This window comes from Candidatus Stoquefichus sp. SB1 (assembly GCF_001244545.1).
Lineage (GTDB): Bacteria > Bacillota_I > Bacilli_A > Erysipelotrichales > Coprobacillaceae > Stoquefichus.
Map to the genome: position 1 here is coordinate 490,380 of NZ_LN852694.1, position 24,555 is coordinate 514,934.

Consider the following 24,555-nt stretch of genomic DNA (forward strand, 5'->3'; position numbering starts at 1 on the left):
TTTTTATTTTTAGGGGGAAATGAAAAATGAATGAAAAAAGACAGATGTCTGATACCATTCGTATTGGTATTATGCTAGCTATTGTTGGGGGCTTTTTGGATGCATATACCTATTTATGTCGTGGTGAAGTTTTTGCCAATGCCCAAACAGGGAATATGGTTTTATTTGGAATCAAACTCATTAAACAAAATTATATTCAGGCACTCTATTATCTTTTACCTATATTGGCTTTTCTAATAGGTGTAATTGTGGCTGAGATGATTAAACGTCATTTCTTAGAAAATACAAAAGTCCATTGGCGACAAATCATATTATGTATAGAATGGTTTGTCTTGCTCATTGTCGCTTTTTTACCACAAGAATATAATATGTTATGTAATATCATGATTTCTTTTGTATGCTCATTACAAGTCGAAAGTTTTAGAAAATTTCACGGTATGCCATATGCTTCTACAATGTGTACAGGTAATTTAAGAAGTGCAACTGAAAATTTATATCTCTATTTTCATACAAAAGATAAAAAGACTCTACAAAGGAGTCTTGACTATTACATTATTATTTTATTCTTTATTATTGGAGCAAGTTTAGGTGTTATCTTTATCAATATATTGAATATACAAGCTATTTTGATATCGATGCTTTTTTTAATTCTGATTACGATTTTTATGTTTGTTGAACAGGTTGGTTAAAACCTGTTTTTTTATGCAATTTTACGAGTTCGTATTTCTTTAAAAATACCAATAAAAATAAATAATAATGATTTCATAAAGAGATGCAAATAATGAATATTACCTAAATGAATAAGTAAACTTATTAAAAAATAAATAAGCGTAAAACATAAACAATGAGATAATCTTTTTTCAGATATTTGTGAAGTAAAATAAAGCGCTGAAACAATTAACAATAAATAAGAAATCACTTGAATAATCATATTGACAACAAATGAATTTGTTTGCATGAAATATGATAAAATGGCAAGAATAAGTGAAATCACTACAAAGGGAATGAGAAATAATAATAAGGTATTGATATAAGTACGTATTGTTTTTTTCATAGTTTCCTCCTTGTATATTATATGAAAAGGAGTCTATTTTATGAAATATGTAGAAATATTTATTGAATGTGTTGGCACATATTTTTATTTGATTATTTTACTAAGATATCTTGGAAAAAAGGAAATGGGAAAATTAAGCATTTCTGATTTAATTGTTTTTTTGTTGATTAGTGAACTTATGACATTATCTATTGGTGATGATAATGTGAATTTTTTACATGGGGCTTTAGCAGCACTTGTGATTATTTTATTAGATAAATTGTGTTCATATGTCTCTATGAAGTTTAAACCTGTCAAAAAGGTGTTAGAAGGGCATCCTACTTTTATTGTTTATCAAGGCAAGTTAAATCAGGAAAAAATGCGTGCATTGAATTATTCAGTCGATGATCTTTGTCATCATTTAAGAGAGCAGGGAATAGGCTCTTTATCGGAAGTAGAATTTGCAGTTTTAGAAACTGATGGTCAATTATCAGTTATTGAAAGTCAGAAGAGTCAGGTGGATATGCCTGAATCACTTATTAATGATGGAGAAATTAATTATGAGATTTTACAGACAATGAATAGAGATGAAGCATGGTTAAAGAAACAATTACATCAGCATGGCGTGAAAGATTATCGTGATATATTTTATTGTGTTTTAGAAAAGGAAAGATTATTTTTTATAAAAAAATAGGCTAGATTATTCTAGCCTAAAAGCATTCTATCATTAACAAATTCTTCACCAATGGCTTCTTCAAATTTCTTGAGTAAGTCATTAACTGTTAATTTTTTCTTTTCTTCACCTTTAACATCATAAATAATATGACCATCATACATCATAATTAAACGATTACCAATATCAATGGCATCTTTCATGTTATGAGTGACCATTAATGCTGTTAAATTTTGTTCATCTACAATTTTTGCTGTTAAATTTAAAACTTTAGCACTCGTAGCTGGATCTAATGCAGCTGTATGTTCATCTAATAAGAGTAATTTAGGCTTATGCAATGTTGCCATCAATAAAGTCAATGCCTGACGCTGACCACCAGAAAGGAGTCCGACCTTACTTGTTAAGCGTTCCTCAAGACCTAAACCTAACATTTTTACAGCTTCATAATATTCACTTTTTTCTTCTTTTGTCACACCCCAGCGTAAAGTACGATTTCTACCACGACGTGCAGCCATTGCTAAATTTTCGATAATTTGCATGTCACCTGCAGTTCCCATCATAGGATCTTGGAAAACACGCCCAATCATTTTTGCACGTTCATATTCTGGTGCCAATGAAATGTTTTTTCCATCCAAAGTAATAATTCCACAATCGACTGGATAAACGCCAGCAATCATATTCAGCATTGTACTTTTTCCTGCACCATTACCACCAATAACAGTGACAAAGTCACCCTCATCAAGTTCTAAATTAATCTTTTTAAGAACACATTTTTCATTAGGTGTCCCAACATTAAAGGATTTTGATACTTTTTCTAACTTAAGCATGATCTTGGAATTCCTTTCCTGTGAGTTTCTTATACATTGCTACTCGTTTTCTCTTTTCAAGGATAACAGGGACTGTTAAGGCAATAGCAACAATAAGTGCAGTGAGCAGTTTTAAATCATCTGTATTTAATCCCATTTGTAAAACTAAGGCAACAATAATACGATAAATAATAGAACCAACAATAATAGAAACCAATCTTAATTTAAAACCAGCTTTTTTACCAAAAACAACTTCCCCAATAACAATCGAAGCAAGTCCAATAACAATCGCACCAACACCCATTTTTACATCGGCAACACTTTGCTGTTGCGTTACTAATGCACCACTCATAGCAACCAATCCATTACTTAACATCAAACCAAAGAGTTTTGTTGTATCAGTATTCACACCATTAGCTCTTACCATATTTTCATTATTACCAGTTGCTCTTAAACAAGAACCAAATTCAGTTCCTAAGAACCAGTAAATTCCAATAATAACCAGTATACTACAAATGAGACCAATAATAATTGTAATCCAGTTTGGTGTCATATTCACAAAATTAGCAAAATCTTTAAATAAAGTTGAAGATTGTAAAAGTGGAATATTACTCTTTCCCATAATTCTTAAATTGATAGAATAGAGGGCTAACTGAGTTAATATCCCAGCTAGGATAGCTGGCATTTTACATTTAGTGTGCAAAAAACCAGTAATAAAGCCAGCTGCAAAACCTGACAAAGTTGCTAAAAGAATAGCAATAACTGGATGAATTCCATTAATAATAGAAACAGCACAAACGGCTCCACCAGTTGCAAAACTTCCATCTACAGATAAATCAGCAATATCTAAAACACGAAATGTTAAATAGATACCAAGGGCCATGATTCCCCAAAGAATTCCTTGCCCTATTGCACCTTGTAATGATAATAATAATCCCATTATATACACCTATTCTCCAATAATTGTTGCATCTAAATCAGTTGGAATTGTTATTCCTAATTGAGTTGCAACTTTTTTATTGATAAAATATTTACAATCTTTTGCTTCAATGAATGAAATTGGTGTTTCTTCAGGTTTGGCTTCACCTTTTAAGATAGCTAAAGCTTGTTTTGCAGCATTGACACCAACAGTATAATAATCTAGACTCAATGTTGCTAAACCACCATTAGAACACATACTTTCTTCACCAACAATACAAGGTAAATGATTGGCATTTGTAATTTGAGCAACAGTTGCCATATTTGATGCTAATAAATTATCAGTTGGAATATAAACAGCATCATATTTTCCAATCATAGATTCAGCCACTTGTTGAATTGCACTTGAATCATTTGGAACAGTCACAATTGTAGGTTCTAAACCATTTTTTGTTGCAGCATCTTTTGCAATGTTTCCTTGATAAACTGAATTGGCTTCATCGCTACAATAGAAAATTGCTACTTTTTTAACATTAGGAACTAATTTCTTTAATAATTCCATTTGTTCTTTAACTGGATTCATATCACTTGCACCAGTAACATTTGTTTCAGGTTTTTCGTTTGATTTTACAACCCCAGCTTCTTCAAAGTTTGTCACTGCTGCACCAATAATTGGAATTGTTGTTGTCTTATTGGCTGCTGCCTGCAGAGCATCAGTCGCAATTGCGTAAATAAGATCAACATTATCATTAGCAAATTTTTCAGTAATTGTTTGGCAGTTAGATGGTTCTCCACTCGCATTTTGATAATCAATTTGATCTTTACTGATTCCAGCCTCTTTTAATGTTTCTTGAAATCCCTCATATGCTTTATCCAATGCAGGATGTTGTGCTAATTGAATAGCACCAATTTTGACTTCAGATAAATCTTTGGCTTTGCTTTCACCGGCATCATTGCTGCCACATCCAGTCAGCATTAATCCTAAAGCAAGCATACATACAGCTAATTTTTTCATCATTTTTCCTCCCCATTCTTATAAAAACAAAAAACACTCGCCTAGTAGAGGGCGAGTGATCGCGGTACCACCTCAGTTTGTTATATTTTCACAAATATAACCTTCGTAAGTTGAAAACTTTTCATAAATAACGTTATGACTCCGGTTACTCCTTATCAGAATAACAACTCCGTGGTGAATTCAAAACTCTTTATCGTATGATTTGCACCAGCCATCATATCTCTTATGTCTCAAGAATTTCTACTATGTCACATCAATGTTTTTGTTTTTATAAATGTATATCTCTTATCTTAAAGGAATGAAATTTGTTTGTCAATACAAACCTTTATTATTTTATATATAGATAAGTGAAAAACACAAATATAAATACCATATTTCTAAAAATCATAAAACAATAATAAAAAAGATCATTTACGACAACATAATATCTAAGATCATCATAATGAGAAAACCAATCATGCATGAAATAGCACCAATATCAATTTGATTTTTACACGATGCTTCAGGAATCATATCTTCAACACAAACAAATAACATTGCACCGGCTGCAAAAGAGAGTGCAAAGGGGAGAATATTATTAATTGCTGTTGCAAAAATATAACCAATAATAGCTGCTGGAATTTCAACAATTCCAGAAAATTGACCATACATCATAGCAATGAATTTACTTTTGCCATATTGATGCATAGGTAAGGAAATAGCAGTTCCTTCAGGAAAATTTTGAATACCGATACCAATGGATAAAATTAATGCTGGTATGATATCATGTTGAGCACATGCAAAAGCCACACCAACAGCTAATCCTTCAGGAATATTATGCAAAGTCATTGCTAACATTAATAATTGATTTTGTGATAATTTTGCTTTGACACCTTCACGTTCATGCGACATCATATGTTCATGCGGAAGTAATTTATCACATAGTGTTAAGAAAAGAACTCCACAGAAAAAACCTGCTGGAATTATGAGTAAATACCATTTACTTAATCCCTCTAGAAGATCCATAGCAGGAAGAATCAATGAAAAAAAAGAAGCAGCAATCATAATTCCCGCACTGCTACCTAGAGCGATGGAGACAAGATGTTTGTTTTCTTTGTCTGTGACATAAACAAGGCTAGCTCCTAAAAAAGTTGATAACCAGTTAAAAACAATTGCACCAATAAAGATAAGCACTGGCATTTCTTCGAGTAATGATAACATATTTTCACCTCTTTATACATTATGCACAAAGAGGTGTGGGTGTTACTTTTTACTATGAGCCATAACAATAATATCTTGATCTAATAATTGTACATCGCCAGTAGGAATCAATGTTTGGCCTTGTCGTTTGATTAAAATAATCAAAGCATGGTGTAGTTCTAAATCTTTTAAATAACAATTTAACCAATCATTGCTTTCATCAATGCGCATTTCAGTCAATATCATATCATCATCAGTTTGTGATTCAAATGCACTTAAAATCAATTCATCATCTTTTTCTATGCATCTGTCACCTTTTGGAATCATTTTTATATTATGACGTTTAATCATAACAATACGGGTTTGTGGTGGTAAAACAATATCTTTAATAGACATATGAATCCAAGGATGATTTTCTGTCATCTTCAAATTAATAAATTGTATATTTGTTTCTTCACTATAATCTGTAAAAGTTTTTAATACATTATCTTTTTCATCAATCATAAAAAGGTATTTTGCAAGATAGGGCAGAAGTGTTCCTTGAATTGCAATAGACAAAAGAACAATACAAAATACAATATGGAAAATATCATTTTTGGTATAGGCTGAAGAAACGGTTACCATAATTGCAAAAACAATAGATGTGGCTCCTCTTAAACCAGCAAAACTAACAAGCAGAATCTGCTGAAACGGTCTATGATAGATTTTCATAATTAACCAGACAACAGCAGGTCTTGCTAAAAAAGTAATAAATAGGGCGATCCAAAGAGCATCACCTAGCAGTGAAGGAATTTGAGAAGGGAAAGCGAGGAGACCTAAAAGGAAAAAAAGAAACATTTGAAAGAGTTCTACAATACCATCAAAAAAATGCACAAGTCCTTTCTTATCTTCAATTTTAATATTTCCTAATACAATTCCAACGATATAAGCACTTATATAGCCATTACCATTAAAATAAGATGGCAGAGCATAAGAAAGAATAACAATAGCAACCATAATGAGAGTGGACATTCCAGATAATTCAGACTGAAAATGATCAAATATCTTGACTGAGATATAAGCTATAACAGCACCAAAAATCAATCCAAATACTATTTGAGAAAAAGCAATGAAGAAAATATCTTGAATACTTATATTTTGCGACATTAAAGATAAAATAATAACTGTTAAAGTATAAGCCCAAGGGTCATTACTCCCACTTTCTAATTCTAGTAAAGATGCACTCTTATATTTGAGATTTAACTGTTTACTACGTAAAATAGAAAATACACTTGCTGCATCTGTTGAAGATAAAACAGAACCAATTAATAAACTTTCTAACCATTCAAAATGTAATACATAATAACAGAATAATCCTGTTATTATAGCAGTTAATATAACTCCCAAAGAGGACAAGATAATAGAAACAGGAGCAACTTTCTTTGCTTGTTTCCAATTGGTTGTAAAACCACCATAAAAAATAATAAATATTAATGCAATACTGCATAAATTTTCAGCAAAGTGGAAATCTTCAAAAGGAATTTTAAATAAACCATCACTTCCAAAAATCATTCCTAATAAAATAAAGAAAAATAAGACTGGAATACCAAATTTATTTGAAAGTTGACTACATAACATACATATTATAATAACAATAGCTCCAATTAATAAAATTGAATTCATGACATCACCTACCTTATAAGAATTATAACACAATCACTTTTGTTAAAAAATCTAACAATGAAAAAAGCCATGTTTTCATGGCTTAATAATTGATATCTTCATATAATGTTTTTAATAGAATAGCTTTTGTTGTTGGACGTTGTTTCTTAACATCAAAAGTTTTCATAATACTATATTCAACAACATCTCTTTTTTCAACAACTTCATCATAAATATAATCTGATTGTCTAAAGAAAAGATTATCATCATCTTCCTGATAAATACTTCCAAATTGTTTATCATTGTTATAGTAAACAACTTTACCTTCAAAACGCTCAATATAAACATCTAAATGTTCCATTAATTGATTATATAAACGATCATATAATGTACTACTATCAAAATCTTTATATTCTTCAGCAATTTCATTATCAGTTGTATCAATTTGTGATTCTTCTTTTAATTTAAAGACAAAAGCATTAGCAAGTGCAGTGACTTCACTATTTTGTTTTTGTTTAACCATTGTTAAAATCTTTTCATAAAGTGGTAATTGCTTTTTATCATATCCAGATGTAAAGAATTTATAAATTAAATTAGTATATGCTTCTTTTTCTTTACCAGTATTCATATATAAATCAAATAAAACTTCAAATGCATCAACATTAGGAATTCTATTTCCTAGTGATAAGAATTCATTTTCAGCTTCTTCGTATCTTTCAAGTTTAACTAGCGAAGATGCACGATAATACTTAACCCAATTTAAATTGTTATAATGCCATTTAATTGGTTGTGTAAATGCCATATTTGCATATTCAATACATTGTTTATAATCACCAAGTTCAAAAGCACATCTTACTTTTAAACGATACCATTTTTCTTTCTTTGATTCATATTCTTTACCAGCATTATTAACAAATGGATCAATGCTTAATGTTTGCACATCTAAATGATCTAGTAAATCAGACAATTTCTTATAATTGACAGGTGTCTGATTCATTACATATTTGATTGCTTTGTTAATTGTTGCTTCTAAAGGAGAATATTTTTCTTGCTTACATAAAGAAGCAATTTCTTCTACAATACCAAAAAATAAATCTTCTTTTGCTTTCATTTGTTCTTCATCAACATTAATGAATTTATTATAAAGAGCATAACAATATTGATTAATATACCCAGTTAATCCTTCACCAACCTGCAAGAATGTTTTACCAACTTCAATTGCCTCGTCAGTACGTCCTTGATTTTTTAATTCTCTTACATAATCCATAGCTTGAAAATCATTAAACGAGCTAGGATCTTCTTCAAAACGTCGTTCATAATTTGTTAAATCTTTTGGTTCACGTTTTTCCACGATTCATCACCTCGAGTATTATTATATCAAGTTCAAGACTTATTGTGAAGAAAAAATGAAAGTTTTGAAAATACTGAAGTCTTTATTCTATTTTATTTCGGTATTCCTGAGGTGTATAACCGCTATATTCCTGAAATCTTTTATAAAATGCTGTCAAATTGTTAATGCCAACTTCTTGCGCAATTTCATAGATAGGTAATTCTTTGTTTTGTAGCAAAATCATTGTTTTTTTCATACGTTCTTCATTGACAAGCTGTTTAAATGTTTTGCCAGAAAACTGCTTAATAAGTTTGCTGGTATATGAAGGATCATAGCCAAATTGATGACACATTGTAGTGAGGTTACCATCCTGATAATGAAGCTGAATGTAATGAATGATCTCTGATAAAAGCTGCTGATTCTTAAATAATTGCACAGAAAGATTCGTATTGTATTGAAATTTTCTAACCAGATGCGTAATCAGAATCATAATATAGTTATCAATGATATCATCTGAGCACATCTGAGAATCATAATGTTCACACAAAATATTTTGAATACAGTTATGCACAAGATGATCTTTCTTTGTATAAAAATGAAGATAGTGATTATGAGTACGCTGATTATTCATAAGTTCAATCATAAATTGCGAAGTGAATTGCTCATTGGGTAAGTGATTGATAAATTTTTTAGAGAAATAATTTTCATTTAAAATAATATTAATACCTAAATCATTCTCACCTGTTGCTTCTACACTATGAGGCACATGTTTATCAAAGATAATCATATCACCTTGTGATAGTGTAACAGTATTATCTTCAACAGTCATTGTGAGCGTTCCTGAATAGACATATGTCATCACAATATAATGAAAAATATGATTTGGAACTTTTCCATGCATTCTTTGATGAAGTGAAATCATATGATTTTTATTTTTAAATTCTCGATCATGGTGAAAAACAAATAGAAAGTCATTTTGAAAAGGAACTTTCTCAAATTTTTGTTCAAAATGTTTATAAAGACTTTCATCAGTTGAATATGAATAACTCATAGCACTTTTTAACAAAATATCTAATTCTTTATAGTTCATAAATATCACCTCTTTTTTTATTATACATTAAAAGTCGAATTTTGATAGTCATTAAATCAAAATATGACATTGTGAAAGCGGTTATCAGACTTTATAATGAAATTGTAATTTATGAAAAGGCCAATTCTATTACGATTAAAAGTATAAAAAAGAAAGGGGAAATACTTTTTATGGAAAAGAAAAACTCGTTTTTTGATACTCTTTCAAATGTATTAGGAAAAGTATCAGTGAAATTAAGTGGAAATATTTATATCAATGCAATTAAAGATGGAATGTTAGCATATATGCCATTTGCTTTTATTGCTTCTATATTCTTGATTATTGCTTTTTTCCCAGTACCAGCATTTACTGATTTTATTACCAATATAACTGGTTTAGAAACTGCTGTTTGGCAGGGGAAATTGGCTTTGGTGAATGATGCAAGTTTAGGGATTGGAGGTTTGTTAGTACTGCTGGCAATTTCTAGATCTTTAGCAGATAAATTAAAGATCAATGGCATGCAAGTATCACTGACAGCTGTTGTCGCATTTGTCTTACTTATTCCTTTTGGAACACACGTTATTGATCCGAAAACAAGCCTTAAATTTATTGATGTGACTTATTTAGGAGCACAGACAATTTTCTTATCAATTTTAATTTCTATTGTGACTGCAAAAGTTTATCAGTTTATTGATAATAAAGGAATTAAAATTAAAATGCCTGCAGCTGTTCCACCTGCTGTATCAGCTCCATTTGAATCAATTATTCCTTCATTTGTTGTGATTACGATTTTCTGGATTCTAAGATTAGTGATTGATGCTTTTAGTGGAGGCAGTGCTTTAGCTATTTTTAACCATGTTCTAGGTATGCCATTGCAGGCAGTTGGAGGTTCTTTACCTGGTGTTATTATTGTTAAGATGTTCTCACAATTATTATGGTTCTTTGGGATTCATGGTGATTCTATTGTGAATGGCGTGATGACTCCAATCTTCCAGGTTTTACAAGATGCCAATAAAACAGTTTCTATGGCTGGTGGCGTTCCTACAAATATCATCTGTCAAAGTTTCTGGGATAGTTTTGCAAGTATTGGAATTATTGGATCGATTGTTTCTATTGTCATGATTGCAAAAAGTAAACGTTATAAAGAAATGAAGAAAATTGCAGGGGTTCCTTATATTTTCAACGTCGGTGAACCTACATTATTTGGAATTCCATTAATGATGAATGTTATCTATTTTATTCCCTTTATTTTAAGCAATGTTGCGTCAATTGTGATTTCTTATGTTGCTTTTGCTTTAAAACTGGTTCCTGTTTGTACAGGTTTAGCTCAGGTCCCATGGACAACACCGATTATCATTAGTGGATATTTAACAACAGGAAGTCTTGCAGGTTCTCTTTTACAGATTGTATGTTTGGTTGCAGTCGTTCTGATATGGTTACCATTTGTCAGAGTTGCAGATAATCAATTGGTTAAAGAAGAAGCTGAATTAGAAGTTCAAAACCAAAATGGAGAAACAGTAAAAGAAGTTGAATAAACTTCTTTTATCGTATTTTTCTTATGAAAGAGATGAAATTATGAAAGATAATTATCAATTTCTTGGTCACTGGATAAAGGGGCATGATCAAGATTATGGAGAAAATGATGCATTATATTATCAAGATCATAGAAATACTATTGTTTTTAAACAATTTTCTATTGAGCATTTAGAAACAACTTATTTATATATTGCAACACTTGGATATTCAATTGTCTATATCAATGGACAAAGAATAACAGAAGATGAATTGAACCTTGTTTGGACACAGTTTCAAAAATGTGTTTATTATGATGTCTATGATGTCACTTCTTATTTAAAAGTTGGTCAAAATGAGATTCAAATAGAACTAGGGAATGGGATGTATAATCCAGCACCTTTAAGATTGTTTGGAAAATACAATTTAAGAGAAAAACTTAAAGAAATAGGGGAACCTAGAGTGCTATGTGATTTGATTCAAAATGATCGCGTGATTCTTTCTAGTGATGCTTCGTGGTTTATGAAAGAAGGACAATTTTTATTTAATAATTTATATCTAGGTGAAAAAGTTGATTTTCGTCCATATACTTCTCAAATTGAGAATGTTTGTATTGATGAAACAAAAAGACATATGGAGCGAAATACAATTCCGCCCATCAAAAGAATGCAAACTGTAACTTTCCAACATTACATTTTGAGTGATAAGGGCTTAATTGTTGATTTTGGTGAAATGATTTCTGGCTTTATCAATCTCACATTTCAAGCTGAAGCTCATCAACATGTTGTGTTGCAATACAGTGAGAATTTTCAAGATGGCCAGATGGATTATCATACATGTTTGGCTGGAAGTGTTGGTGAACGTATTCAAGATATGGTCATTCCTGGTGGAGCAGGAGCGCCAACTATGGGAATTCAAAAAGATGAAATCATTGCTTGTCAAGGCGAAAATGTGTATACCAATACATTCACATATCATTCTTTTCGATATGTCCTTATCCAAGGGTTGAAAAAAGAGGATATTCTCAGTTTGTCAGCAACTTATGTTCATACCGATTTACAGCAAATTGGAAAGATAAAGACAGACAATCCTATTTTCAATGAATTGTATGAAGCAGCCATGCGTACAAAATTAAATAATGTTCATAGTACCTTTGAAGATTGTGCCCGTGAAAGACTGGGATATGGTGGTGATATGGTCGCTTTAGCAACTTCTCATCTCTATATCTTTGATTTAGAAGAATTCTATAAAAAAATTATTAAAGATTTTCGCTTTGAACAAACAGAAAATGGCGGTATTCCAGAAACTGCACCTTATATGGGAATCCAATCAAATGGGACTGGTGAAGGAGAAGGACCTATTTTATGGCAATTGGTTTATCCTTATTTAACCTATAAACACTACCAGTACTATGGTGATCGAAGGGTCCTTGAAGAGGAATATCCTTATTTACAAAAACAAATGAAATATCTTTTGAACTATGATTTAGAGAAGTTAGTTCATTGTTGTTTGGGAGATCATGGAAGTCTGTTAATTGCTGGTCAATTTAGAAAACCAACACCAGATAAATTATTTTTAGGCTATTGTACAGTTTTACTTTTCTTGAAATATAACATCATCATTGGTCGTATTCTTCATCAAGATATATCTCAATATCAAAAAAGATATGATGAGATTGAATCTAAGATTATTCATCAGTTTCAAAATGAAGATGGTACATTTGGGGAAGGAAGCCAGACAGGATTTGCTTTTGCAATTGCGTTAAAACTCGCATCACCTGAACTTTTATGTCAGAAGTTTGTTCAAAAAATAGAGAGTGATCGAGGAATTTTTAATTCAGGGATTTTTGGAATGGCTTTGACATATGAAGTTTTGAATCGCTATGGTTATAATGAAGTTATCGAAAATTGGCTGTTACAAGAGAGTGATGTTGGTTTTTTAGCAATGTTAAAAACAGGAAATAAAGCTTTGGCAGAATTATTTGTTGGAGAACAGCTGTCATTAAATCATGCGATGTTTGCAAGTTATCAACAGTGGTATTACCAAGGGTTGGCAGGAATTCAAATTGATGAAGAAGCAGTCGGTTTTCATAAAATCAGACTTTCACCTTATTTTTCAAAAAAGGTTCAGCATGTTGAATGTTCGATTCAAACCAAACAGGGAATGATCCAGTCATCATGGCAAAGAAAAAATCATGAAATCATTTGGACAATAAATGTGCCTGAGCATATCCAATATGAAATTATACTTCATCAGGATTATCAAAAAGTTGGTAATGATAATCAAGTGATGATTTATATACAGGAATAATTTTTAATTTTATTTTAATGGAGGAGCAAGATGATACCTATTCATATCCTTGAACAATTGGTATGTTTTACCCAGGAAGAAATGGATTCTTTGCAGGGTATAGATAATATTGATAAAAGTATCTTTTCTGATGAGACTTCTCATGTTATTGATTATCATCAGCTTTTAAAAAAAGATCAAATGTTTTCTGTGAGGAAGCATGCTAGATTTTGTCAATATCCAACTCATCGTCATAATTATATTGAATTGATGTATGTTTATAGTGGCCAGATGACACACCATATCAATCAACAAGACATAACAATAAGAACTGGGGAACTTCTTTTATTAAATCAAAATATTGAACATGCAATAGATTATTGTGATGAAAATGATATCATTTTTAACTTTATTATCAGACCAGAATTTTTATCCTTTTTATCAACAATGATTGAAAATGAAAATGTTGTTTCAAGGTTTATTTTTGATGCTTTATATTCGTATGATAATGACGGAGAATACCTTGTTTTTAAGGTTCAAGATCATCAAAAAGTTAAAGATGCTATTGAATCAATTATTATGAATCTTTATGAACCTCAACTTTATAATGACATTGAACTTAAACTTTTGGTTGGACTCCTTTTAACTGAATTGATGAATCATCCTGAGAAGATAGAAAGTTATACTGGTGATAGTTATGAAAAAATATTAAGCAGCACAATCTTGAAATATATAGTGACAAATTATCAAACAGGAAGTCTTTATGATTTATCGCAAAAGATTCATCAACCTAATTATAAAATCTGTAAAGTCATAAAAAATCAAACAGGTCAAACATTTACCAAACTTTTACAGCAAGAGAAATTAAAAGTAGCAGAAAAGTTATTAAAGACTACGCAATTATCTATGGAAGAAGTAATTCAAGAAGTTGGGTATGAAAATATATCTTATTTTTATAGATTGTTTAAAAAGAAATATAAAATGACTCCTTTAATGTATAGAGAAAAATCTAGAGAAATTTAGATTTTTTTCTTTTATAAAAGAAAAATGAAAATTTTTTGCGTATATATATAGTAGGAGGAATAATTAAATAATGTGCTTATTGCAAATATATAAACGTTTATGCTAAAATATATCTGAAAATCATCGCTTTATCTCAACTATAAAAAGGAGGTATATCGATGCATAGAACGAAAAAAAAGAAGAAAATGAAACGTCAGGATGCTTTATTAAAAGTTTACTTTCATGATCCTTATAGATTTGCAGATTTTATTAATGTTATTCTTTTTAATGGGCAAGAAATATTGGAACCTACGATGCTTGAGGATTATGACAGTGATACATCAACATATGTTGAAACCCATCAGATAGGTGTCATAGGTATTAATCGAAATCGTGATATTATTAAAAAAGTCAATATTGATGGAAAAATGGGTTTAATCGCTATTGAAAATCAGAGTCATGTAGATCGAAGAATGTTATATCGTATTAGAGAGTATGACAGTTATACTTGTTTAAATCAATATTATTATCAACAGTCTCAATCTAAGTCAAGAAAAAAATTATTACATATTATGACTTTAGTGCTTTATTTTGGATCAAAGCCATGGAAAGGAGCCAGGACATTTAATGAGTTAGCCTTACAGCCACCATCATCACTGGAGTCATTTATGAATTATCCTATGGTTCCTATTGTTTGTGTAACAGATTTAGATTATCACATGTTTCATCATTATGATAATCTCAATTTGATACGAGGATTACAGATTATTTATCGGTTTAACGGAAATATAGAAATGTTAAAGGGAATGATTGTCAGTAAAATTGTTGCCAGTTTATTAGCATTATTTTCGGATGATGAGGAATTATTTGAAATGATACAAATTCAATCACAGGAGGAAATCAATATGTGTGAGTCAATCAGAAAGTTTAAGGAAGACAACATTCGTCAAGGAAAAATAGAGGGACGTATGGAAGGACGCATCGAAGGCCATATAGAAGGACGCATCGAAGGTCAAGTAGAGTTGCTCATTGAAATACTTCAATATAAATTGAAGTATTTATCACAAGAAACAATATTCAAATTGCAAAACAGTAGTGAACAACAGCTAAAAGAGTTATCAAAACATATTTTTGAGATTCAAGATGAGAAAGAAGTTACACAAATACTTGTAAGTTAACCAAATAGAGATTTTTGTGATGAGAAATGATTAAAAAATATTGAAATTCAATTACTAGGAGAAATCAGTATGTGTGAATCAATCAGAAAGTTTAAAGAAGACAATATTCGTCAAGGAAAAATAGAGGGACGTATGGAAGGACGTATTGAAGGTCAAGTAGAGTTATTCATTGAAATACTTCAATATAAATTGAAGTATTTATCACAAGAGACAATATTTAAATTACAAAGCATTAATGAGCAACAGTTAAAAGAATTATTAAAACATATTTTTGAAATACAAAATGAAAAAGAGCTCGTAAACGTACTTGTGAGCTTATAAAAAAATAAATATGTTATTAGTGATTCTATATTGACATTAAAGATGATTTTGATATAATAATTTTTGCTCGGAGGGCAAGTCATTCAATAAGAAATGATAAGCTGGACAAGGCGACAGATTGGAATATCTGTTTCTTGTTCGGCTTTTTTTGTGAAGGAGGAAGAGAATATGAATTTTACAAGTGGCAAGATTCGTTCACTTTATTTTAAGTATTTGACTGCAGCCTTTGGAAGTGCTTTAATGACTTCTGTTTATTCTATTGTAGATATGGCTATGGTGGGACAATATCAAGGACCAGAGGGAACTGCTGCTTTAGCTGTTGTTGCACCAATATGGAATATTATATATAGCTTAGGGCTTCTTATGGGGATTGGCGGTTCTGTTATTTTAAGTACACTTAAAGGAAAAGCAGATAAAAAATTAGAGAATGAAAATGAATATTTTACTGTTGCAGTTATGGGTTCTCTTTTTCTGGCTGCTATCATGTGGATTGTAATTGTCTTTTTTGATAGAGAGTTATTGATGTTTTTTGGAGCCCAAGGTCAACTTTTATCGCTAGCAGAAACTTATCTTATTCCGATTAAGTTTGTCATTCCAAGTTTTTTATTTGTTCAGATGTTAGCTGCCTTTTTACGAAATGATAAAAATCCAACATTAGCAACAATTGGTGTTCTATCTGGTGGAATATTTAATATGATTGGTGATTACATTTTTATATTTGTGTTTGATATGGGTATTTATGGTGGTGGTTTAGCCACTGCAATGGGTTCAGTGATTTCTTGTCTTGTCATGTTAACACATTTTTTATCAACTCGAAATTCATTGTCTTTGATGAAACCAACCAAGATATTTTATCAGTTCAATAGAGTTGTAATTACAGGCTTTTCAACATTCTTTATTGATATTGCAATGGGAATTTTAACGATTTTATTTAATCGTCAGATAATGAAATATTTAGGAACAAATGCACTATCAGTCTATGGAATTATTGTCAATGTGAGTACTTTTGTGCAGTGTTGTGCTTATAGTGTTGGACAAGCATCACAACCGATTATATCTGTTAACTATGGAGCCAAATTAGGTCATCGTATTAAAGAAACATTAAAATATGCACTTTATTCAGTTATGTTTTTTAGTCTCTTTTGGACATTATTATCATTGTTAGTACCGAATATATATATTTATATTTTTATGCATCCAACAAAAGAAATTTTAAAGATAGCACCAACTATTATTAGATGCTATGCCTTATCTTTTCTCTTGTTGCCATTCAATATCTTTTCTACTTATTATTTTCAAGCTTTATTAAAACCAAAATCTTCATTCATTGTTTCTGTATCAAGAGGGATGATTATCAGTGGCATACTGATTTATATGTTACCACTTATTCAAGCAAATTATCTCTGGTTAACAATGCCAATAACAGAATTCATTGTTGCTATTTATGCGATTATGCTAATGATTCGTTATACTCGTCAATTACCAAATGGTCATGAAACAATAGATGTATAGATAAAAATATTTTATTGTAGTTGGTGTCTTTGTTTGTATTCTTTAAAGAATCAATAATCAGTATGATGAAACTCTTTATTGATTTTACAAAAGGACTTTCTATGTTCAAGAAGAAAGAATATTATAGCAGATATACAACCAAGAACAATAATGAATGTATTCGTACAGATCGTAACTGCATAAGACTTTCTATGGTTGGTTGTGTTGAAATTAAGTTCTATCAGTCTATAGAAGGTCATTTTCAAAGAGTTAATGTGATTGAGTGTAGAGATGCAAGATACTCTTTTTCTATATGTATTTTATGTGTTCTAGTAGAAATATTGGAATACATCTAAAGCATAGGAATAGATTTAGAAATCAGTGAACTGATGATGGTAAAAAAGGTGAAGATTAAATTGAGTGCAAAATAGGACAATAGAGAAAACAACTCAGGACATTAAAACTTGGGTTGTTTTTTTGTATGATTGAATTGTAGAAAAGAGGTGGCAAGATGAAATATTATTTAGCAATTGATATTGGTGCATCTAGTGGTAGACATATTTTATGTTCAATCCAAAATAATCAAATATGTTTAGAAGAAATCTATCGATTTCAAAATTATGTTGAACTGAAAAATAATCATTACTATTGGAATATAGATTATTTATTGAAAGAAGTTGTAGCAGGTATTAAAGAATGTGTGAAACAAGATAAGATACCTGTGACATTAGGAATTGATACATGGGCAGTAGATTATGTATTACTAGATAACAATGGACAACGTATTGATGAAGTTTATGCTTATAGAGATCAACGAGTTGATGATTTCATTCAACCGGATCAATTTCAGAAGTTGTATATGAAAACAGGGATTCAGTATCAAAAATTCAATACGATTTATCAATTGGCAAGTGATGATACGGTGAGAAAGACAAGAGCAGTTGATTTTTTAATGGTACCTGATTATTTGAATTATTTGTTGACAGGCAAAAAGGTGAATGAGTATACCAATATGTCAACAACTCAGCTTTTGGATATTCAAACCGATACACTATCAAAGGAACTATTGGACTTTTGTCAAACTGATGAGAAGATTTTTCAAACAATGGTTATGCCTGGAACTTCACTTGGTTCACTTTCCCTTGATATGCAAAAAATCATTGGAACTGATATAGAAGTGATTGTTCCTGCAACCCATGATACTGGCAGTGCTTATATGGCTGCAATTGAAGAAAATAGCGTTATTTTAAGTTCGGGAACATGGTCATTACTAGGAATAGAAACAACAAAACCAATTGTGACATTAGAATCAATGAAAGCAAACTTTACAAATGAAGGAGGCTATCACCATCGCTATCGCTTTTTGAAAAATATTATGGGTTTATGGATTATTCAGGAAGTTTCAAGAAATTTTGGGCGTAAGTATAGTTTTGCAGAGTTAGTAGAGCTAGCAAGACAAGAACAATTTGAGGGGATTTTTGATGTCAATGATGAAAGATTTTTAAAACCAGCGAGTATGATTTTAGAAATTAAGCAATATTTTGAGGAAAGAAATGAAACACCACCACAAACAGCAGGAGAAATCGCATATTGTGTTTATCATTCATTGGCTCATTGTTATAAAAAAGCAATTGAGGAATTAGAAAGTATAACTCATCAAACTTATTCAACTATTAATATTATTGGTGGAGGGTGTCAAAATCAATTATTGAATGAAATGATTGCGAAAGTGACGAGAAAGAAGGTCATTGTTGGACCTATTGAAGCAACGGCATTGGGAAATATTTTGGCTCAGTTGATTCAACAAAAAGTTGTTAAAGATTTAAGAGCAGGTCGAGAGCTGATTAAAGAATCATTTGAAATGAAAGAATATAAAGGAGAATTATATGAATCAAAGATATCAAGAAGCAAAAACAATTTATAAAAAATTAGGAGTCGATGTTGAAGAAGCACTGAAGAAGTTACAAACGTTTCCTATTTCTATGCATTGTTGGCAAGGTGACGATGTTGTCGGATTCGATGGGGCAGGAGCTTTATCAGGAGGTATTCAGACAACTGGAAATTATCCAGGAAAAGCAAGAAATTATCAGGAGTTAATGAATGATATTGATGAAGTGTTAAAATTAGTTCCAGGAACAAAGAGAATCAACTTACATGCTTCATATGCGATTTTTGAAGACGGTGAAAAGGTAGATAGAAATGCGATTGAACCACGTCATTTTAGCAAGTGGGTTGAATTTGCAAAAGCAAGGCATTTGGGATTGGATTTTAATCCAACACTTTTTTCTCATCCTTTGGCTGAAGGGTTAACACTTTCTTCACCTAATAAAGACATCAGAGATTTTTGGATTCAACATTGTCAGGCATGTCTTCGTATTGGTGAATATTTTGCTGATGAGTTAGGAACACCATGCTTAATGAATATATGGATTCCTGATGGTTTAAAAGATATCCCAGGCGATCGATTGTTACCAAGAAAAAGATTTATGGAATCATTAGATCAAATTCTTTCTATTCATTATGATAAAGAAAAAGTTCTTGTCTGTTTAGAATCAAAAGTCTTTGGGATTGGAATGGAATCATATACAGTAGGGTCAAGTGAATTTACAATGAATTATGCTAAGACAAGAAATATTTTACCATTAATGGATAATGGTCATTACCATCCAACGGAAGTTGTTTCAGATAAATTATCAGCAATGCTCTTGTTTTATGATAAAGTTGCATTGCATGTGACAAGACCAGTACGCTGGGATAGTGACCATGTTGTCTTATTTGATGATGAAACAAAAGAAATTGCAAAGGAAATTGTCAGAAATGATGCGATGGAGAGAGTTTTAGTAGGTTTAGATTTCTTTGATGCAAGTATTAATCGTATTGCAGCTTGGTGTGTCGGTATGAGAAATATACAAAAAGCGATGCTATATGCTTTGCTTCAACCTCATGAGATGTTAAAGAACGCTCAAGATCAAGGTGATTTTACACAAATCATAGTTATCAATGAAGAATTGAAAACATATCCATTCAATGATATTTGGGATTATTATTGTGAAATCAATCAAGTTCCAGTCAGAGAAAGCTGGTATGATGAAGTTAAAAAATATGAAATAGAAGTCTTAACAAAGCGAGGATAATCAAATGAATATATTAGAACAAGAATTTATAAAAGGCTTTATGAGAATGTGTAGTGATGGTTTTATGCAAGGCTGGCATGAACGTAATGGTGGAAATTTATCTTATCGTATGAAAGAGCAAGAGGTCCAAAGTATACAATCAGCATTTTCATATCAACGTGCCTGGACAGATATAGGAACAGAAGTTTTGAATCTTGCAAATGAATATTTTTTAGTCACAGGTTCCGGAAAATATTTTAGAAATGTGGAATTGAATCCTGAAGCGAATATAGGGATTGTTGAAATTGATGCAACAGGGACACAATATCGTGTCGTCTGGGGGCTTATCAATGGAGCAGTTCCAACTAGCGAACTCCCAACACATTTGATGAATCATGCTGTTAAGAAAATGACAACGAACAATTTACATCGAGTGATTTATCATTGTCATACAACAAATGTCATTGCTTTAACATTTGTTTTGCCACTTAAAGATGAAATCTTTACAAGAGAGTTATGGGAAATGGCAACGGAATGTCCAGTCGTATTTCCATCAGGTGTAGGTGTTGTTCCATGGATGGTCCCAGGTGGAAAAGATATTGCAGTCGCAACAAGTGAGAAAATGCACAATTATGATGTTGCCATTTGGGCTCATCATGGTATATTTTGTTCGGGTATAGATTTTGATGCAACATTTGGTCTTGCTCATACTGTAGAAAAGTCAGCAGAGATATTGGTGAAAATGTTATCAATGACACCTCATAAATTACAAACAATTACACCTGCTCAATTTTGCCATTTAGCAAAAGAATTTCATGTATCTTTACCAGAAAAATTTTTATATGAAAAATAAATATTTGTAGAATTTTAACCTCCCTTAAAATTCAATGAAAAAGTATGCAATATCATACTTTTTTTGTTTTTATATAAATTAAAGAAGATAAAGAGATTGAAAGTTTTATGCAAAAGATGAGAAATGGTTTATAATAATAACAAAGGAAGGGTAAACATTATGGAAATAATTATTTCAAGAATACTTAAATATCTTAATGGTTGTTTAAATGATGATCATATGTATCGGATTGGTAATTTTGTTGTGAAACATTATACACATATTTGCCAGTATCCATTGTCACGTTTTTTAAGTGAAGGTGGCTTTACTGAAGATGAGGTCGCTGATTTTTTTCATCATTTAGGATTTCATAGTTTTGATGAGTTTAAACAAAAGTTATTAATTGACCATCAATTAAGAATGGAACAAATTCATGCAAGAATGATAGGTGCTAATGCAAATCAATTTTTAGATCATTTGAATGTTCAATCAACAAAGGAAGAGTTTTTAAAATTAATTGATGATTTATGTGAATTGATTTTCCACGAAGGAAGAATTGTCATTGTAGGAGCATTGTTTCCAAGTAGTTTAGCAGTTGATTTTCAAACAGATATGATTACTCTTGGAAAAGAGGTCGTTGAATATCATCATTTTGATAAAACATTCCAATTTAAAGAAGATGATATCGTCTTTTTTATGACATCAACAGGAAGAACAATGGAATATAATGCAAAAAGAATGGTGAGTCAAAATCTTTGTGAAGCATATGTCGTTTTAATGACACAAAATATTAAATATATTCATTTTGAGGATGTATGTGCTGATTATGTTGTTCATGTTCTTGGAAAGTTTAATGGAATTGAATTTGCTTATCAGGTCTTAATGGTTTTAGATTTAATCAGAGTACGTTATTATCAAAAATATTATCAATAATTGGATTGATGTATGTAAAAGGAGTGAATGTGATGGCAGAATATCTGGCACCAGGAGTTTATGTTGAAGAGTTTGATTCAGGAGTCAAAGCAATGGAAGGTGTAGGAACTAGTGCTGCTGGTTTTATAGGCATGGCTGTTCGTGGACCAACAAGAGGAAAACCAAGATTAGTCACTAATGTTACAGATTTTCATAAAAAGTTTGGTGGTTATCTAGGTGAAGAATATGGGGAACATCGTTTCTTAAGTTATGCAGTTGAACAATTTTTTGCAAATGGCGGAAGTCGCTGCTATATAATGAGAGTTGCTTCAGACAATCAAATGAGTGCAACGGTTGATATTGAAAATGTATTGAGATTCACAGCAACAAGTTCAGGAAATTGGGGCAATGCGATTAAAGTTCAAATTCGTAAAACTTATCAGGCAAAAACTTTTGTAACTCGAAAGGCTAACGAGGATGAAGAAAAAAAGAATCAGTATGTAGTAAAGTCATCTTATGGTTTTTATCCTGGTGATGTGATTGAATTTAATGAAAAACTTTATACAGTTATCAATGTTTTTGATAATATTTTAGAGTTGAATAAATCTTTAGAAGGTAATTATTTTAAAGATGAAACACATCCTCATGCTTTTTTGCAAAGTGTTGTCATGGATATACATGTGATATATGAAAATTTTGAAGAAGTTTATGAAAATTGTTCATTGAATCCGTCTTCACCTTCATTTGTTGTTAATGCTTTAGAAAAATCAGATTTTATTCAAGTTAGTCTTATAGAAACAACTGATAAAAAAGTGGATTATGAAGTGTTCTATACAAAATATACAACTGAACTGCAACCTTATCTTTTGACTGGTGGTACAACCATTATGCCGTCAGTCGATTATGCGGATATGTATATTGGAAAAGATAATGGTCCCTCACAACGTTCAGGAATTCAGGCATTTATTGAAATGAATGATGTCAGTATAATGGCTGTACCAGGAATTACAAGTGAAGCTATACAGAGTGCTTTAATTACGCATTGTGAAATGACAGGAAGTCGTTTTGCAATCTTAGATGCTCCATTTAATGCGACAACTATTGATCAATTATTGTGGCATCGTGACCAGTATAATACAACTTATGCTGCTATATATCATCCATGGTTACTTGCTTTTGATCCATTATTAAAGAAAAATTCATATACACCACCAAGTGGAGCAATGGCAGGAATTTATGCAAGAGTTGATAATACACGTGGAGTATGGAAAGCTCCTGCAAATGAAGTTGTTAGAAATGTAATAGGGTTATCTGTGAATTATAATGAAGCTGATCAAGGAAAATTAAACCCTAAAGGAGTGAATTTGATTCGCTCTTTACCAGGTATGGGAATCCGTGTTTGGGGTGCAAGAACATGTTCAAGTGATAGCAATTGGAAATATGTCAATGTGCGTAGATTATTCATTTATATAGAAGAGTCTATTAAAGCCAATACTAGTTGGGCAGTTTTTGAACCTAACGATGAAAATTTATGGTCACGTGTTTCTGGAACAATCCATGTTTTCTTAACAACTTTGTGGCGTGATGGTGCATTAGCTGGGTCATCAGCTGATGAAGCATTCTTTGTTAATGTTGGAAGAACAACAATGACACAAGATGATATTTCAAATGGACGTTTGATTTGTGTTATTGGGGTTGCACCAGTCAGACCAGCAGAATTTATTATCTTTAGAATTACTCAAAAAATACAAGATGCAAGTTAAAGGAGAAAATAGAAAATGGCATATGTATATCCATACAAAAAATACAATTATATTATTTTCATTGATTCAAAAGAAATGGCAGGATTCTCTGAAATCAGTGCTTTGGATATTGCAATCGATCCTATTGAGTATCGTGAAGGTATACACCCTGTTCTCAAACAACCAGGACTTGTTAAATATGGTAATGTCACTTTGAAATGGGGAGTTATTACAGCGACTGAATTCTTCACTTGGTTACAAAGTGCTGGTGAGGATACATGTGAGAGAAAAACAATCACAGTTCAACTTTGTGATGATTCCCATGGCATGGCTGCAAAGTGGGAAGTGATTAATGCGTGGCCAGTTAAATATACACTAACAGATGTTAATGCAACAAGTAATGAAATTGCGATTGAAAATATGGAACTGGCACATGAAGGTATTGTTTGTATAAGATAATAATCTCTATTTCTTTATAAATTGTTAAAAATTTTTATAT

Annotated in this window: 23 protein-coding genes and 1 other annotated feature; of the genes, 15 read left to right on the forward strand and 8 right to left on the reverse strand. The window is 31.2% G+C overall.

All coding sequences use genetic code 11. The features are described from left to right. Positions 1-26: 26 nt before the first annotated feature. Positions 27-689, forward strand: coding sequence for a YoaK family protein (locus BN1865_RS06190; RefSeq protein ID WP_050636381.1), 663 nt, complete (start codon positions 27-29; stop codon positions 687-689). An 11-nt stretch (positions 690-700) separates the two neighbouring features. On the opposite strand, the gene BN1865_RS06195 is transcribed toward BN1865_RS06190, so the two are convergent. Further along, entirely contained in the window at positions 701-1,054 is a 354-nt protein-coding gene (locus BN1865_RS06195) for a DUF3792 family protein (protein ID WP_050636382.1), read from the reverse strand. A gap of 40 nt (positions 1,055-1,094) precedes the next feature. Here BN1865_RS06195 and BN1865_RS06200 point away from each other — a divergent pair, with 40 nt between their 5' ends. Next, on the forward strand, positions 1,095-1,727 hold the full coding sequence (locus BN1865_RS06200; protein ID WP_050636383.1) for a DUF421 domain-containing protein: 633 nt from the start codon (positions 1,095-1,097) through the stop codon (positions 1,725-1,727). 11 nt (positions 1,728-1,738) lie between these two features. Here BN1865_RS06200 and BN1865_RS06205 read toward each other — a convergent pair whose 3' ends face one another. The 7 genes from BN1865_RS06205 to BN1865_RS06235 all read right to left on the reverse strand — a co-directional run bounded on the left by BN1865_RS06205 (position 1,739) and on the right by BN1865_RS06235 (position 9,685). Continuing rightward, the gene (locus BN1865_RS06205) at positions 1,739-2,533 is read right to left on the reverse strand and encodes an ABC transporter ATP-binding protein (protein ID WP_050636384.1); all 795 of its coding nucleotides are present in this window, start codon (positions 2,531-2,533) and stop codon (positions 1,739-1,741) included. Continuing rightward, positions 2,526-3,452, reverse strand: coding sequence for an ABC transporter permease (locus tag BN1865_RS06210; protein ID WP_082189912.1), 927 nt, complete (start codon positions 3,450-3,452; stop codon positions 2,526-2,528). The genes BN1865_RS06205 and BN1865_RS06210 overlap by 8 nt, the downstream gene beginning before the upstream one ends. Positions 3,453-3,461: 9 nt before the next feature. Further along, positions 3,462-4,445 (reverse strand): ABC transporter substrate-binding protein, encoded by a 984-nt coding sequence (locus BN1865_RS06215; protein WP_050636385.1) that lies wholly within the window; start codon positions 4,443-4,445, stop codon positions 3,462-3,464. Between the two features lie 44 nt (positions 4,446-4,489). Then, positions 4,490-4,711 (reverse strand) — a binding site (T-box leader). Positions 4,712-4,856: 145 nt separating this feature from the next. Next, a complete protein-coding gene (locus BN1865_RS06220; protein WP_050636386.1) occupies positions 4,857-5,645 on the reverse strand; it encodes a ZIP family metal transporter in 789 nt (262 codons plus the stop codon). Between the two features lie 42 nt (positions 5,646-5,687). Further along, a complete protein-coding gene (locus BN1865_RS06225; protein ID WP_082189913.1) occupies positions 5,688-7,286 on the reverse strand; it encodes a potassium/proton antiporter in 1,599 nt (532 codons plus the stop codon). Positions 7,287-7,368: 82 nt separating this feature from the next. Next, a complete protein-coding gene (locus BN1865_RS06230; protein ID WP_050636387.1) occupies positions 7,369-8,616 on the reverse strand; it encodes a hypothetical protein in 1,248 nt (415 codons plus the stop codon). An 82-nt stretch (positions 8,617-8,698) separates the two neighbouring features. Beyond that, positions 8,699-9,685 carry an AraC family transcriptional regulator gene (locus tag BN1865_RS06235; RefSeq protein WP_050636388.1) on the reverse strand — a complete coding sequence of 329 codons (987 nt, stop codon included), beginning with the start codon at positions 9,683-9,685 and terminating at the stop codon, positions 8,699-8,701. A 170-nt stretch (positions 9,686-9,855) separates the two neighbouring features. On the opposite strand from BN1865_RS06235, the gene BN1865_RS06240 reads away from it, so the two are divergent. The 13 genes from BN1865_RS06240 to BN1865_RS06295 all read left to right on the forward strand — a co-directional run bounded on the left by BN1865_RS06240 (position 9,856) and on the right by BN1865_RS06295 (position 24,515). Then, positions 9,856-11,199, forward strand: coding sequence for a PTS sugar transporter subunit IIC (locus BN1865_RS06240; protein ID WP_050636389.1), 1,344 nt, complete (start codon positions 9,856-9,858; stop codon positions 11,197-11,199). 40 nt (positions 11,200-11,239) lie between these two features. After that, positions 11,240-13,486, forward strand: coding sequence for a family 78 glycoside hydrolase catalytic domain (locus BN1865_RS06245; protein WP_198527245.1), 2,247 nt, complete (start codon positions 11,240-11,242; stop codon positions 13,484-13,486). A gap of 30 nt (positions 13,487-13,516) precedes the next feature. Continuing rightward, the gene (locus BN1865_RS06250) at positions 13,517-14,488 is read left to right on the forward strand and encodes an AraC family transcriptional regulator (protein WP_050636390.1); all 972 of its coding nucleotides are present in this window, start codon (positions 13,517-13,519) and stop codon (positions 14,486-14,488) included. Positions 14,489-14,646: 158 nt separating this feature from the next. Continuing rightward, positions 14,647-15,645, forward strand: a complete 999-nt coding sequence (locus tag BN1865_RS06255) for an Rpn family recombination-promoting nuclease/putative transposase (protein WP_050636391.1) — start codon at positions 14,647-14,649, stop codon at positions 15,643-15,645. Between the two features lie 69 nt (positions 15,646-15,714). Beyond that, a complete protein-coding gene (locus BN1865_RS06260; RefSeq protein WP_050636392.1) occupies positions 15,715-15,966 on the forward strand; it encodes a hypothetical protein in 252 nt (83 codons plus the stop codon). Positions 15,967-16,134: 168 nt separating this feature from the next. Beyond that, on the forward strand, positions 16,135-17,478 hold the full coding sequence (locus BN1865_RS06265; RefSeq protein WP_050636393.1) for an MATE family efflux transporter: 1,344 nt from the start codon (positions 16,135-16,137) through the stop codon (positions 17,476-17,478). 62 nt (positions 17,479-17,540) lie between these two features. Next, on the forward strand, positions 17,541-17,813 hold the full coding sequence (locus BN1865_RS18340; RefSeq protein ID WP_157844094.1) for a hypothetical protein: 273 nt from the start codon (positions 17,541-17,543) through the stop codon (positions 17,811-17,813). Positions 17,814-17,968: 155 nt separating this feature from the next. Beyond that, complete coding sequence (locus BN1865_RS06270; RefSeq protein ID WP_050636394.1) at positions 17,969-19,381, forward strand: rhamnulokinase; 1,413 nt, start codon at positions 17,969-17,971, stop codon at positions 19,379-19,381. Next, positions 19,344-20,591 carry an L-rhamnose isomerase gene (locus tag BN1865_RS06275; RefSeq protein WP_050636395.1) on the forward strand — a complete coding sequence of 416 codons (1,248 nt, stop codon included), beginning with the start codon at positions 19,344-19,346 and terminating at the stop codon, positions 20,589-20,591. Before BN1865_RS06270 ends, BN1865_RS06275 begins: the two co-directional genes overlap by 38 nt. A 4-nt stretch (positions 20,592-20,595) precedes the next feature. Further along, a complete protein-coding gene (rhaD, locus tag BN1865_RS06280) occupies positions 20,596-21,423 on the forward strand; it encodes a rhamnulose-1-phosphate aldolase (protein WP_050636396.1) in 828 nt (275 codons plus the stop codon). A gap of 159 nt (positions 21,424-21,582) precedes the next feature. Next, a complete protein-coding gene (locus BN1865_RS06285; RefSeq protein ID WP_050636397.1) occupies positions 21,583-22,335 on the forward strand; it encodes a MurR/RpiR family transcriptional regulator in 753 nt (250 codons plus the stop codon). Positions 22,336-22,367: 32 nt separating this feature from the next. Beyond that, positions 22,368-24,077, forward strand: a complete 1,710-nt coding sequence (locus BN1865_RS06290) for a phage tail sheath family protein (RefSeq protein ID WP_050636398.1) — start codon at positions 22,368-22,370, stop codon at positions 24,075-24,077. 15 nt (positions 24,078-24,092) lie between these two features. Continuing rightward, entirely contained in the window at positions 24,093-24,515 is a 423-nt protein-coding gene (locus BN1865_RS06295) for a phage tail protein (protein WP_050636399.1), read from the forward strand. Positions 24,516-24,555: the final 40 nt, after the last annotated feature.